15 protein-coding genes are annotated in these 14,421 nt (G+C 33.3%); 3 read left to right on the forward strand and 12 right to left on the reverse strand.

Annotation, left to right across the window (positions count from 1 at the left end):
* Positions 1-3 precede the first annotated feature (3 nt).
* From metH to EL247_RS05625, 5 genes are all read right to left on the reverse strand, one after another.
* Positions 4-3,444: a methionine synthase gene (metH, locus tag EL247_RS05605; RefSeq protein WP_172594054.1), complete on the reverse strand. Its 3,441-nt coding sequence runs from the start codon at positions 3,442-3,444 to the stop codon at positions 4-6.
* A gap of 5 nt (positions 3,445-3,449) precedes the next feature.
* A complete protein-coding gene (locus EL247_RS05610; RefSeq protein ID WP_005020772.1) occupies positions 3,450-4,016 on the reverse strand; it encodes a DedA family protein in 567 nt (188 codons plus the stop codon).
* Between the two features lie 77 nt (positions 4,017-4,093).
* Positions 4,094-4,816 carry a tRNA pseudouridine(38-40) synthase TruA gene (gene truA, locus EL247_RS05615; protein ID WP_104745361.1) on the reverse strand — a complete coding sequence of 241 codons (723 nt, stop codon included), beginning with the start codon at positions 4,814-4,816 and terminating at the stop codon, positions 4,094-4,096.
* Positions 4,816-5,841 carry an LptF/LptG family permease gene (locus EL247_RS05620; protein WP_060662598.1) on the reverse strand — a complete coding sequence of 342 codons (1,026 nt, stop codon included), beginning with the start codon at positions 5,839-5,841 and terminating at the stop codon, positions 4,816-4,818. Before EL247_RS05620 ends, truA begins: the two co-directional genes overlap by 1 nt.
* A 72-nt stretch (positions 5,842-5,913) precedes the next feature.
* Complete coding sequence (locus EL247_RS05625; RefSeq protein WP_065826819.1) at positions 5,914-6,642, reverse strand: prepilin peptidase; 729 nt, start codon at positions 6,640-6,642, stop codon at positions 5,914-5,916.
* A gap of 52 nt (positions 6,643-6,694) precedes the next feature.
* On the opposite strand from EL247_RS05625, the gene nadD reads away from it, so the two are divergent.
* Together nadD and rsfS are read left to right on the forward strand one after the other, a co-directional pair.
* The gene (nadD, locus tag EL247_RS05630; protein WP_054197642.1) at positions 6,695-7,297 is read left to right on the forward strand and encodes a nicotinate (nicotinamide) nucleotide adenylyltransferase; all 603 of its coding nucleotides are present in this window, start codon (positions 6,695-6,697) and stop codon (positions 7,295-7,297) included.
* Entirely contained in the window at positions 7,249-7,599 is a 351-nt protein-coding gene (gene rsfS, locus EL247_RS05635; protein WP_005020767.1) for a ribosome silencing factor, read from the forward strand. The genes nadD and rsfS overlap by 49 nt, the downstream gene beginning before the upstream one ends.
* Here rsfS and EL247_RS05640 read toward each other — a convergent pair.
* The 7 genes from EL247_RS05640 to EL247_RS05670 form a co-directional block, all read right to left on the reverse strand.
* Positions 7,596-8,339 carry an SDR family oxidoreductase gene (locus tag EL247_RS05640; RefSeq protein ID WP_104745363.1) on the reverse strand — a complete coding sequence of 248 codons (744 nt, stop codon included), beginning with the start codon at positions 8,337-8,339 and terminating at the stop codon, positions 7,596-7,598. The genes rsfS and EL247_RS05640 overlap by 4 nt on opposite strands.
* A 14-nt stretch (positions 8,340-8,353) precedes the next feature.
* Positions 8,354-9,649, reverse strand: coding sequence for a tetratricopeptide repeat protein (locus EL247_RS05645; RefSeq protein WP_104745364.1), 1,296 nt, complete (start codon positions 9,647-9,649; stop codon positions 8,354-8,356).
* Positions 9,633-10,010 (reverse strand): YkgJ family cysteine cluster protein, encoded by a 378-nt coding sequence (locus EL247_RS05650; protein ID WP_060661046.1) that lies wholly within the window; start codon positions 10,008-10,010, stop codon positions 9,633-9,635. The genes EL247_RS05645 and EL247_RS05650 overlap by 17 nt, the downstream gene beginning before the upstream one ends.
* On the reverse strand, positions 10,004-10,696 hold the full coding sequence (locus EL247_RS05655; RefSeq protein WP_104745365.1) for a tRNA1(Val) (adenine(37)-N6)-methyltransferase: 693 nt from the start codon (positions 10,694-10,696) through the stop codon (positions 10,004-10,006). The genes EL247_RS05650 and EL247_RS05655 overlap by 7 nt, the downstream gene beginning before the upstream one ends.
* An 11-nt stretch (positions 10,697-10,707) precedes the next feature.
* Positions 10,708-11,145, reverse strand: a complete 438-nt coding sequence (locus EL247_RS05660; RefSeq protein WP_224757610.1) for a hypothetical protein — start codon at positions 11,143-11,145, stop codon at positions 10,708-10,710.
* A 32-nt stretch (positions 11,146-11,177) separates the two neighbouring features.
* Entirely contained in the window at positions 11,178-11,735 is a 558-nt protein-coding gene (locus tag EL247_RS05665; RefSeq protein WP_005020761.1) for an LPP20 family lipoprotein, read from the reverse strand.
* Between the two features lie 61 nt (positions 11,736-11,796).
* Positions 11,797-13,713 carry a motility associated factor glycosyltransferase family protein gene (locus EL247_RS05670; protein ID WP_060662604.1) on the reverse strand — a complete coding sequence of 639 codons (1,917 nt, stop codon included), beginning with the start codon at positions 13,711-13,713 and terminating at the stop codon, positions 11,797-11,799.
* 129 nt (positions 13,714-13,842) lie between these two features.
* Between EL247_RS05670 and EL247_RS05675 the strand changes: the two genes are divergently transcribed.
* A complete protein-coding gene (locus EL247_RS05675; protein ID WP_065826812.1) occupies positions 13,843-14,397 on the forward strand; it encodes a class I SAM-dependent methyltransferase in 555 nt (184 codons plus the stop codon).
* Positions 14,398-14,421 lie beyond the last annotated feature (24 nt).

A 14,421-nucleotide genomic window follows, 5' to 3' on the forward strand; every position in this document is an offset into this window, starting at 1 on the left:
ATCCTAAAGCGCAAAATATTTTGCTTCTTTGTGTGGCACTATCAAAGCCGAAGTTGTTGCTTCTGGACTCATCTGATAAGTCTCACTCAAAGTAATCCCAAACTCTTGTGGCTTCAAAAGATTAAACAATCCCTCATTCAAAGCCAAATCCGGACAAGCTGGATAGCCAAAAGAGTATCTTTGCCCCTCTTGTTCTCCAAGCCCCAATTCCCTTCTCACTCTTTGATGCACAAAGTCTGCCAATGCTTCTGCTAACTCAACTCCTAATGCATGCACCAAATAATATTTATGGTATTGACTTTCTTGATATAATTTTTCTTCAAAAGGCGCAAGATTTAACCCACTAGAAACCAAATGCAAAGCACAAATATCTTGCTCTTTATTAAAATAATCCCCCAAACACAAATAAGGCTTCTTAGAGCTTCTAGGGAATAAAAAAGATTCCACCTTTTTAAAATCGCAATTCTCACTCACTTCCAAAATAAGCCCTTGTGTTTTATCTTCTGGAATCTTAGTGCGTGTATGATAATATCCATAAAGCACTACTGGAGCAAAAATATTTTGTTCTATAAATTCTTTTTTCAACGATTCTAACATCGGCTCTAATTCATTTTCTTTGAGTTTTAAATATTCATCTTTTTTGAGTTTGCTATAACCCCAACGATGCTTAAACAATAAATCTTTATCCAAATAATCAAAAACTTCAAGAATCTCTTGATGAGATAATTGCAAAACTTTTCTACCAAAAAATGGCGGCTTATAAACCTCATAACTAAACTCTAATTCACATTTTGTTGGTTTGAAAATTTCTTTTACCTCTAATTGTTTTTCAAGTTTTTTAGCCACTCTTTGTTCTAACTTAGAATCTTCATTTTTATTTTTTTGTGAAGGCAAAGTAATATCACTAAAATCACCGCTTTGAATAATCTGCATTGCCGCAACACTATCAAAAGCATCTTTGCAATAAAAAATCACCCCATCATAATTTGGACGGCAATACTCATCCACAAAATTTCGATTGAGTGCCGCTCCACCAAGCATAATAGGGATTTTAATCCCAAGTCTTTTTAATTCTTCTAAATTTTCCTTCATTACCAAAGTTGATTTTACAAGCAATCCGCTCATACCAATGCAATCTACTTTTTCCTTTTTAAGAACCTCTAAAAACTTCTCCAACTCCGCTTTAATACCGATATTAATCACATTAAAGCCATTGTTGCTTAGGATAATATCCACAAGATTCTTCCCTACATCATGCACATCACCTTTCACCGTCCCAATTACAATGGTAGTTTTATGAGAATTAGTTTTTTTAGGCAAAAACTCATTGAGATAATCGACACTTTTTTTCATTACCTCTGCACTTTGCAAAACAAAAGGAAGCTGCATTTCTCCAGCACCAAATCGCTCCCCAACAACCTTCATTGCATCAATTAAAATCTCATTAACAATCACTTCAGGATTAATTTCATCTTTTGCTACTGGGAGAATCTTTTGCATTGCATTTAAATCCCCCTCAATAAGATATTTTGAAATCCTCTCTTGTGTGCTTAAATGGCTTTCATCTTCTTTAGAATCCAAATCCAACCCAGATTTTTTTTCAAAATAACTAATAAAATCATACAAAGGCTGCGAAGTCTTTTGTGTATTAAAAATCAAATTTTCACACACTTGAATATCTTCACGCTCTAACCTAGCATAAGGAATAATATGTGCAACATTTACAATTGCAGAAGTTAAACCCTTTTGGATTGCATGATACAAAAACACCGAATTTAAGCAGATTCTACCCTCTTTGCTAAGTCCAAAAGAAATATTAGAAAGCCCCAAAGTGCTTCCAGCTTTGGGATAGATTTTCATAATCTCTTCAATAGCCCCCAAAGTCTCCATTCCAGCAGTAAAATACTCTTCATCTCCGCTACCAATAGTAAAGGTAAGTGGATCAAAAATAATATCTTCCTCCCTCAAATGATGCACTTCTATGGCTCTTTGCTTCATTCTTTTTGCACACTCCACTTTTCTTTCTTTTGTTTTGCACATTCCTTTTTCATCGATTGTTAAACACACCAAAACACAACCAAACTTTTTAGCCAATCCTGCTACTTTATCAAATTTTTCAATCCCATCTTCTAAGTTTGCAGAATTAATAATACATCTCCCACCAATTAGCTTTAATGCAATTTCTAAAGCTGTTACTTGTGTAGAATCAGGCATAAGCGGCAATGGAATCTTTGTAGCATACAAAGAAATCAACTCTTGCATATCCTTACTTTCATCTCGCCCAGCAAAAGCCACGCTTACATCAAGCACATGCGCGCCCTTTTTGACCTGCTCACTTCCCACCCCCAAAGCTCCTTCATAATTTTCATTCAACAATAATTCTCTAAAAGCTTTAGAACCTGTTGCATTAGAACGCTCTCCTATTAGAAGTGGTGCGGGATTTTGCTTAAGCTCATATGCTCCAAACAAAGAAGCAATACTAGGCTTGTATTCTCCTTTTGGAAGAGATGGAATTTTATCTTTGGTTTTTTCTACAAGCTTTTGAATGTGTTTAGGTGTTGTCCCACAACATCCCCCAAGTAATGCTACGCCCGGAATCTTCAAAAACTCACTTTCAATCTCACTAAATTCCTCTGCTTCCATCGGATAGTAAGTAACTCCACCTTTGTTTTGTGGCAACCCTGCATTTGCGTGAATAGAAATAGGAAATTTACTAACTTGACTTAATTCCAATAAATATTTCTTTGCCAAATCCGGACCCAATCCGCAATTAATCCCCAAAGAAAAAATATCAAATGGCTCTAAAATATAAAATAATGTAGCAATATCTGTCCCAATTAGCATTGAGCCATTTGTTTCGATAGTTGCTGAAACCATAATAGGAATCTCTTTGTCAATCTCTCTAATGGCGTGCAAAGCAGCTTTTATCTGCAAGGGATCTTGAGCGGTTTCTAGCAAAATCAAATCTACATTTGCCTCTTTAAAGCCACTCACAACCTTACAATATCCCAAAAACATCGTATCATAATCAATATGTCCAAGACTAGGCAATTTTGTCCCCGGACCCAAAGACCCAGCCACAAACAAAGCATCTTTTTGATTCTCTAAAGGCTTGTGTTTTAAAATCGCCTCTTTTGCTAATTGCACCCCAAGTTTAGCAATTTCTTTTGAATGCTCTTGCATCTCATATTCTGCCAAAACCCATTCCATAGCCCCAAAGGTATTACTTGTAATAATATTAGCCCCCGCTTGAAGATAGCTTGTATAAATCTCATCAATAATCTGCGGACTATAAAGATTCAATGCCTCTGTGCAACCTGCTAGGCTTTCTCCTTTGGCATTTCTGCCCCATTTTATATTTTCCCTTTTTTGTATTTCTGTCCCCATTGCTCCATCGAGGATTAAAACTTGTTTTTGGATTAATTCTTGCAATTTTTTCTTCATTTTTCCTACTTTCTTTGTTTTTTACTCACACTATTCAACCAAAACCAAAGCCCACCAAAAAGTATTATTATAAATATAGGTGCCAAATAAGGATATTCACCCAATAAATCTATACCTTTGATGATAATTTCTCCCAAAAAATACCCCAAAAGTCCAATACTCACTCCCCACAGCACAGCCCCTAAAGCATTATAAAAGCTAAATTTTACAAAACTATAACTTGTTAATGCCACAGCAAAAGGCACGAGCGTTTTTAAACCATAAACATATTTTTTAAGCACCAAAATAATTGACCCATAACGCTTCATTAGCAAATGAATATAAGCCAATTTCCTACGATGCTTTGAGAGATATGGCATCATTCCTTGTTTTTGATAACGCGCCAAATAAAAAAGTGCCATATCTCCCAAAAAATTTGCAAAAACTGCCACAAAAATACTGATTGTCAAATCCATTTTGCCAGCATAGCTTAAAACACTTGCTCCAACAAGCGCTACAAATCCTCCTCCTAGAGAATATAAAAATAAAATAATATAACCATATTTCACAATCAAATCAATTGTTTCTTGCATTTTTAAGCCCTTTATGAAAATAACTCTTATTTTAAATTGCCATTATATCAAATAATCCTAACTATTTTATTTCAAAATCAATATTTTACACTACTCAAAAACAATCCATTAGGCGGTGCTGGGATAGAAAAGATTCTTTCTCCCAAAAGCTGCTTTTTCAAATCTGATATTTGCAAATTCCCCTTATCAATTTCTAGCAAATATCCAACCATTAATCGAATTTGAGAACGCAAGAATCCATTTCCCCAAAATAAAAAAATATAAAATTTTCCCCTTTTTAACAATCGAGCCTTATAAATTTCCCTCACACTTCCTTTAGCACCACTGCCATCATTTTTCATAAAAGCCTTAAAATTATGCAACCCCTCAAATTCCTTCAAAGCTTCCTTGATTATCCCTACATTTTGAAAACAATAATAATGTGCAAAAGGGGCAATAAATGGTGAATATTCTTGAGAAATCACATAGCTATACCCTCTTCTTTTTGCATCAAATCGCGCATGAAAATCATCATCTACCTGCCAAATCTTTTTAATTTTAACGAGGGGATATAATTTCAAATTTAAAATTTCTTGTAATTTTTGTAAATCCTTGTGAAAATCTGGAATCTTCAAAGAAATCACCTGAGCACTCGCATGAACTCCCTTATCCGTCCTCCCACTGCCAATAATCTTTTCAAAAATCCCAACACTCCCAAAAACCTCTTCCAAAAACCCACTTACAGATTGTCTATCCTTTTGCTTTTGGAATCCGCAAAAATTTGCACCATTATAGGCAATTTTCATTGCCACTTTCATCATCAATAATACCTTCTTACAAATCGCTGATAACCAAAATACCCCGCTAATCCCCAAACAATAGGCAATAACACCATTCCAATAAGTGGCAAATAATTAGCAACCAAATAAGTTAAAGCATAAAACACTCCAATTATTAGCATTGATTGCAAAATCGTATGATTTCTTTGGTATCTAGGATTCTTAACGCCCAAAAGCGGAAAAAAATACAAACTCACAAAAGGGAACAAAGACATTAGCACATACATACTCAAATCCCTTAAAGTTTTCCTTTGTCTATCATTTTCATAAAATGCCCTATTCCAATATTCAAAAACACCCAAATTTTCTCCACTAATATCTGTAATGCTATTACGCAAAATCAAGGTTTTAAAAGCTATTTTTTCAATTGCATTTTCATCGGAACGATAAATTTTTCCATTATCCAAAATCGCCTCCATAACGCCATCTTTATTGATAATTTTGGCATCTTTAGCAAAAATTAGCCCACCTTCTTTTCCAAAGGAAAGCAAAACAATATCTTTATAACTCATATCTTCGTGATTTTCTTTTACATATACAAGCCAATTTCCCAGTTTCTGCCCAAACTCTCCAGCTTGCAAATTAATATTAATGCTATTTTTTCGCTCTTCTAAAAACTGCCGATATGCCAAATCGCTCAATGGAGTTAAAATAAGTGACAAGATAAAAAGAGAAATGCTTGCCAATAAAGCAATGGGGAAAAATATCTTTATAATTTTATTAGGACTCATTCCCAAAGCAAATAAAACAGGCAATTCATAATCAAAAGAAAGCCTTGATAATGAAAGCGCACAAGCCACAAAAAAACTCAATGGTATCACAAAAAACAACATCAAAGGCAAAGTATAAAAATACAAAGAAAGCAACTCTAAAAAGCTAATTTGCACGACAAAAGTTACACCTGCAATGCGTATAAAAATCACCACTGAAGCAATAAAAAATAACACCAAAAAAGTTGGAAAAAATATCTGCGAAAAACTATGGAATAAATAATTTTTAATTCTCAAAAAAATATCCTATTTAAATTCTCAAAAAATAATTTTATATTCTACACAAAATGCACTAAATTTTTACAAAAATCACAAAAACTTCAAACTCATAAGCCCTATAACACTCAAAAACCCAATAAACAAAAAAGGCACAAAAGGCACTAAAGATTTTCTAGCAAAAAGCATAAAAACGAGTGCATAGCCACTAGCAAACAAAATCGCTAAACTACCACCAAATATTCCCAAACTCGCCCCCAACGCCCCAAATACAATTATATCTCCTTCACCCAATACCTCTTTTTTGAAAATACTTCCCACAAAAAGACGCAAAAAACTCGCTATCCCCATAAACAAAAAAGCACACACAAATGATTCAACCCAAGAATCCAATAACCACTTTGCCTCCCCAAATAATCCCCCAAAAACCACAGCAAATGCCAAATTCAAAAAATTCAAACTATCTGGAATCTCAAAAAACTGCCAATCTATCATGCTTAAAACATAAAAATTCAAAAGCAACAAAAAGCAAACTATCCCAGATATTCCATAGCAATAAAAACTAAAAAGTGCAAAGATTCCGCCCAAAATTTCACTCAAGCAATACCAAAATGGAATCCAATTCCTACAACAGCGACTTTTACCCCTCAAAAATACATAAGAAAATATCGGTATTTTATCTCTCCATTGCAAAGACTTTTTACATTTAGGACAGAAAGAAGAAGGCATAACAATGCTAATATTTTTGGGAATCCTAAAAATCAATACATTCCCAAAAGAACCTAAAGCTATCCCAAAAAGCACCACAAATACAAATTCCATTTCACCACCTTAAAATATGCTATAATTCTACCATTAATTTTTAAGGTTTTTAATGCAAAATATTGCGGTTTTTGGAGGCTCTTTTGACCCGCCACATTTAGGGCATTTAGAAATTATCCAAAGTGTATTTAGATTTTTGACCATAGAAAAACTCTTTGTAGTTCCAGCTTTTTTAAATCCTTTTAAAACACATTCTCTTTTTTCCCCACAAAAACGCTTAGAATGGCTAAAGATTCTAACCCAAGATATGCCTTTGCCCATTGAAATCTTAGATTTTGAAATCAATCAAAACAAACCCACCCCAACCATAGAAACTATAAATTTTATCCAACACACCTACAAGCCCCAAAAAATCTATCTTATACTAGGGGCAGACAATCTCAAAAATCTCACAAAATGGCATCAATACAAAAACTTAAAAAATCAAGTGGAATTTGTTATAATTCCAAGAGCACATTACAAAATAGATTCTAAATACCAAGCCTTACCAGTAGAAAAAATACCCATTAGCTCTACGCAAATTAAAGAAATGCTAGACAAGCAAGACAGCAAGGCATTAGAATTTATACCAAAAATGATTCTCAATGATATTTTAAAGGAAACAAATTGCAAAACAATAGACAAGAGATTATCCATTTTATCCAACAACTCCTAGAGGACAAAAAAGGTGAAAATATCGAAATCTTTGATCTCAAAGATACAGATTATTTTGTAGATTATGTGATGATTGCTACTGCTTTTGTTGATAAACATGCACTTGCATTATTAGATACACTAAAAAAAGAGCTCAAACAAAAAGGGGAGAGTTTTTTCAATATTGATGATGAGAATCCAGATTGGATTGTCGCGGATTTAGGGGATATTATTGTGCATATCTTCACAGAAAATCAACGCAAAAAATTCAATCTTGAAGAATTTCTATCAAAAATAGCAATGCAACAAAGGCTAGAATCTTAGCCTTTATAAACATTTAACGCCGCAAAACTCTGAGTAGTTGGCATCATCTCCAAAGTATTAACATTTACATGCTTAGGCAAAGTTGCCACCCAATACACCGCTTCTGCAATATCTTGTGGCTTGAGTGCATTTGAATTTTTATAAAGCTCATCAACTTTTTCCTTATCTCCCTTAAAACGAACCAAAGAAAATTCACTATCACTAGAAAGACCCGGTTCAATATCACTTACCCTCACATTTGTTCCAGCTAAATCTGCTCTTAGATTAAGTGCAAACTGCCTTACAAACGCTTTGCTTGCCCCATAAACATTACCGCCCGGATATGGCCATCTCCCAGCAATTGAACCCAAAGTAATAATATGCCCACTCTTTCTCTTTACCATTTGCGGTAAAACCAAATGGGTAATATAGGCTAATGCCTTGATATTAACCTCTATCATTTGCTCCCAATCTGCAAAATCACATTCACTAGCCCCCGCCATCCCCAATGCCAATCCTGCATTATTCACCAATACATCAATTTCCCTATAATCTTGTGGCAAGGATTCCAAATGGGCTTTTACCTTTGCTTTATCGCAAATATCACAAGGCAAAATTACACATTCTCCAATTTCCTTTTGCAATCCCTCTAATCTCTCTTTGCGTCTTGCCAATGCAATGATCTTATGTCCATTTTTTGCAAATATTCTTGCAATTTCTCTACCAAATCCAGCTGAAGCACCTGTTACCAATACTACCATCTTTTATCCTTTGTTTAAAATTTACATTTTTCAATTACTCTAAAATGCTCAAAAATCTCTTTTTCTTTCTCTCTTTCTTCTTTGGGGATTTTATTGATAATTTCTTTAGCATTTTTACAATCTTTTTGTTTATAATAACCCCATGCCAAAGAATCCAAATAATAAGGATTCTGCGGTTCTTTTTCTAGCGCTTTTTGCACACATTGAATGCCCTTTTTTACATCCAAATTATGATCAATTAGCAAATATCCCAAATAGTTCCAATAAAGCGAATTATCAGATTTTTTCAAAACCTCTTCAAATTTCCCTACTATCTTTTTCAAAAAAGCTTGATTCTTATTTGTGCTATTTTCATACAATATCATCGCTTCCAATGCTAGATAATCCACATTTCCACTTTTTTTATAGAGTTTTTGCAGTAGTTGAATGCTCTTAGCGGTTTCTTTATTTAATCGATATATCTCTAACAACATTTCATCTCTTGATTGAATAGGGGGATTCTGCTCTAAAAATCGCTCCGCTTTTGTAAGATATTGCCCTTTAATATAAATCTCTAATGCAAATCGTGCGTATTTTTGCTCTTGTGTTGCTTTGTATAATTTTTCATAATTTCTTGCTGCCTCTAAAAATCTCTTATCTTCCAAATAAATTAATGCTAATTTCTCACCAACATTTTTAGAAATTCCATACTTCTTAATATGCGTTTCATAGACCATAATTGCTTTATTTCTATCCTTAAAAAAAAGCAAATGGATTGATACAATTTTATCCAGTATCTTTTCATCTTTGTTAATCTCATAGGCTTTTTGGAGATATTCCAAAGCCCTATTATAATCTTTTTGCAAAAAATACACAGAAGAAGCAATCTCTAGATTCTGAACGCTTGCATTGTTTTTGAGCAAAATTTGCACCTCTTGAACTGCCCCTTGAAGATCTCCCATACTGCCAAGAATCTCCACCAAAGCTTGACGCACTTTTTCATCGTTTGGAGAAACTTTCAAATAATCTTTGGCAGCATTTTTTGCCTTTAAAAAATCTTTTTCCAACACCAAAAGACCAATTATCTCCCTTAAATATTCTTTGTTTTTAGTTAATTCATAAGCTTTTTGGAGATTCTCTCTTGCTGTTTTATAGTCCCCCATATCCAAAGCCGCATAAGCTTGTATAATGTAAATATCCTCTTGATTATTAACCTCTTGGTATGAATTATCCACAAAAGCTATTTTAGCATTTGGCAAGCACCCCATCAACAACACAAAAAGACAAAAACCACCAACAATGCTAATTAATATTTTATTTCTTAATAACACCTATACATTCCTTCATTAAAATTTCATAATCTTTTTTATAGCATTCCCAAAAGGGGAATTGCTTGCATTGTTTTGGGCGATTCTCATAAATTTGGCATTTACCTCCCTCTTCATCAAAAAACACGCAAGCATAGCCCTTCCCTTCTTTTTCCTTTTTTTCAATCAAAGAATAACGATAACCCACTTTTTTGACAAATTTCAAACAAAATTCATCAAATTCCATTTGCAAAGATTCTGCGATTTTTTGAATCTCATTTGAGGTTACAAAAATATAACCCGATTCACCCTTGCAGCATTTACCTCCACATTTTGCACATTGATTTTCATCAAACACAAACAAAAAATCTTCGGCTTCTAGCATTTTATACTCCAAGTATTTGCTCTTTTATAAATTTCTTGCACTTTTTTAGTAAATCCATTTGCATTATGTGTAAAAATCGGAGGCAAAATACGCATTTGACTCTTAGAATCCTTTTTGGCTCTACAAAGCAATAAAGTCGCTTCTTTATCTTCTTTGGGATGCACATAACAAATTGTAATGGGACGAATTTTGTATTTAAATAATATACCAAAAACCTTAAAACTTTCTCTACAATCATAACAAAAAATAAATTCCCCTTGAGGTTTTAAAAGAGTGTTGATTTTTTGTACCATTGCTTCAAATGGAAGATTCTCTTCATACCTTGCCATACAAATATCATTATTCACGCTCTTAATTACACCATTATGATAAAAGGGCGGATTACTCAAAATACAATCAAATTTCAAATCTAAAAAATCATATTGCAAAAAATCCCCACTCAATAATTCTGCTTTGATTTTATTGACACGGAGATTCTGCTGGCATAGCTCCCACATTTTAGGATTCTTTTCAATCATCATTAAATCAATTTCTACATCTCTAGCACACAACATTCCAAGCACGCCACTTCCAGAACCCACTTCAAGAATCTTTTGGTGTTTTTTCAAAAAATCCAATGCAAAATCATACAAAAATAAAGTATCACTATTATAACAATATCCATCTTTGGGCTGATAAATCTGCAATTAATTAACCTTTAGTTTAATTCTGTAACAATTAGAGTAAAGCCACTTGTATTTTCTTTAAAATAAATCTGCTTATCTGTCACTTGATAAACAATCTTGCTGCTTCCAATTTGCAATTTCTGCTCATATCCATTTTTCAAATTTTCCTTATTTTTCCCTCCAAAAATCTCCCTTCCTTGCAAAATTTCAGAAAAATCAATCCCACGCATTGCATCATTGCCAAAAAATTGTCTCACCGCAGAAGCTTTTGCATAACATTGCTGATTAATGCAAATTCTATCTTGAAAAACCAAGAATCTCAAAAGCAAATGCCCTACATTGAATATTTCTAAAGATATATCACCATTTGCATAGGTTTTAATGAAGCCTGTATCATAAAATTTGAAGTCTTTTGTAGAAAAAAATATAATCTTTGGTATTGTTTGCTCTAAGTTAGAAGGTGCTTTCATACACCCTCCAACCAAAACAACAAACAAAAAAACTAAAAGTTTTCGCCTGTTAAAATGCGGTACCATCTTTTACCATCGAGTTTTAATTCCATATTTACTTGGCACAAACCATCTTTATAAATCGTCTCGATAATCTCAGCATTTCGAATAACTGCCATTACTTTTGTTTTAACAGTAGAATTTTTCAATACCATATCTCTTACAGTATCTTGTGCATTTACTCTAATACCATACATTTTTTCACCAATTTGTCTATATGCATCAACAATCGCTGCTCTTTTTGCTAATGCCAAAGCTTGTGCTGGAGATAATGTTGATTCTGGTGCTACTCCCATACCAACTGCACTAATTTCAATAATACTTGATGGAGTAATCATTGGAGCATTTGGGATAACAATATCATCTCCACCTACCTCAACTCCTTGCAATCCTGCTGGAACATTAGAGTTTCTGCCAGATTGTATTCCTGCATTCCCCACAGGGCTAACACTATTTGCTGTTGTAGTAGTAGAATTTACTTGTGCTACTAGCAAATTTGTCCCCAAAAGCATTCCTGCTAAAACTAATGAAATTGTTTTTTTTGTTGCCATTTCAATCCTTTGATATTTTATTTAAGATCACACATCATTAAGCAATAGGTGTTCCATATTTTTATTGTAGAATCACTTTCCTTAAATTTTCTATCATTTGTTCCATAGAATCTTCATACAATTCTACCACTTTTGCCCAAAAACTTCGCATATCATCATAAGGCAAATGCAAACTTCCCAAGGCAATGTGATAGAGAAAATGGCTTAAAGTCCCACCAAACAATATCCCCACAAATGGATTTTTTTGTGAAACCTTGCTTATCTCTTCAAATATCTTATCTACTGCGATAAAAAGCCCTTTTTTATTCTGCACTTCCACATTAAATAAATCTCTAATAGAATTTTTAAAAGCAAGAATCTCAAAAATATATAATTGTGTCTCTTTGGTATAAAAACCGCATTCTTGTGGATTTTTAAAAAGTGATTTAAGATTCTTGATTTCTTGATTTTTATTAATTTCTTTTAATTCAAAATCTTGGAAATAAATCGGAGTTGCTCCTTTGATATATGCACCATCATTTAAATTTAAAATATTAAAAGGCTTTAAAGCACGGAAAGCCTCTTCTAACGCATTTCGCGATAATGAATAAAGGGCATCTGAATAAATATCATCACTAAAATTACCATCGACTTTATAAACCCCTTCTGGCAGCTTTTCGTCCTCCTCTCCATAATAAGAATTTTTTGCATGTTTTTTAGCACCCTTTTTGTATCCACAATCCAGTCCGCACAAAATCACATCACTCCCCAAATAACTCGCCAAAGAAGCCCCAGCATTCCCCACAAGAGGTGCAGTAAATTTGACTTTAAATTTTGGTTCATTTAAATTTGCCGCACTAGAACCATCTCTTTCAAACAAATAAATTTCTTTTGCCAATTCCTTTGCCTCTTTATTAAGCACTGTGGCACAAAGCAAAGGAATATCACCCAAAGGTGCTTCTTTTAATACATCTCCCAAATAATGATGCCGCTCAATTTCAATTTGAAAATCTGGCCTAATTCCAGCATTCAAAAGTGGCTTTAATGCAGTTCCACAACTAAACAGTATCATTTTATTTTGATTTTTTTTAATAAAGGGTAGCAAAAAATCCAAACTTGGTCCATTTGCAATGACGCAAATAGGGGCATTGATTCGTTTTGGCTCCACCAACATAGGATAGAGTGGATAGCTCTTTTTATTCTTAATCCCTATCATCTCATCTTCATAAGTCCCCCAACCTCTAAGAGACTGCAAATGCAATTCATACACGATAGAGCGCGCACTAATATTCACCGGAGTTTGATACATCATTAATTCCAAACGCATAACTGAAGTGCTAATACGGCGACTAAGGAAAAAATTAAGCACATAATCACGCTTCATCATACTTTCAATAAAAATATATCCGCCCTTATTTTCTACCTTTTGGAACAAACTACCAAAATCCACAAAAAAACAAGCTATGCGGAATAAATCCAAAGATTCTTCAAAAATGAAAAAATTATGAATCGCAGAATATTTTTCATTTAAAATTTGCAAAAAGATTCCCCCGCCTAATCCAAATAAACTAATATTTGGCAAAAAATCCGATGGCAAATGATAAGAAGTGATTCCTCCATTTTGAGATAAAAACTCCAAAACACCATTAACCATAATAGAGCTATAAGGAAAATTCTCATTCATCATTGCCATTTCTGTCCCATAGATTCTATTCCATTTTTCATTAATGGGCGGATTAAAAGCACAATTTTCATGCACCAAAAGCATAGTAGATTCTCCATTGTGCATAGGATACATAAGAGAATTTGTTTTTGTTTCAATAATATTTATCCCTTCTTTCCCTATATAGAGCTGATAATCCCTCAAAGGTTGTTGCAAAGCAGAAAAAAGATTAGGATAATTTGCTTCAAAAAATTGCAAATTCTCCCCAAATCTTCTAGCACAAAATTCCTCGATTTCCTCGCAACTACTATTTTTCAAAAACTCTACAATTCCCATTTTATTCCTTTATCAAGAATTCTCATAATGCAATCTTAACATTTTATTAACAAAATCATAACAATATATTTATTACATTATTTTATAATTGCAAAAAAATAATTTTAAAAAATATTTTAAAGGTATTGAATGCTTTTACAATTTTTAAAAAATCCAAAACACACGGGTGCTTTGCATTCTAGCTCCCATTCTTTAAGCTGTATGATGACAAAAAATATCGGAATCCAAAATGCAAAATATATCGCAGAAATTGGTCCGGGACTTGGAGTTTTTACTCAAAAAATTCTCAACCTCAAACAAAAAGATGCTCGATTCTTTGCTATTGAAATCAATCCTTACTTCGCAAAAAAACTTCAAGAAAAATTTAAAAATCTTGAAGTAGAAAATAAAAATGCTAATCAGATATTATCTATTATGCAAAACAAACAAATTGCACAATTAGATGTTGTCGTATCTGGGATTCCTTGGAGTCTTCTAAAAGCCAAAGAACAAGATATTTTGCTTAAAAACATTCACCATTCTTTAAAAAACGGGGGATATTTTAGCACTTTTGCCTATATTCTCCCAACACCAAAAACAATTTTATTTCGCAAAAAACTACAAAAATATTTTTCACACATCAAAACTTCCAAGGTTGTATGGAATAATCTACCCCCAGCTTTTGTGTATTATTGCAAAAAATGATTTTTTGCTGGTTTTTTAAGGATT

It is taken from the genome of Helicobacter pullorum (assembly GCF_900638355.1).
Classification (GTDB): Bacteria; Campylobacterota; Campylobacteria; order Campylobacterales; family Helicobacteraceae; genus Helicobacter_D; species Helicobacter_D pullorum.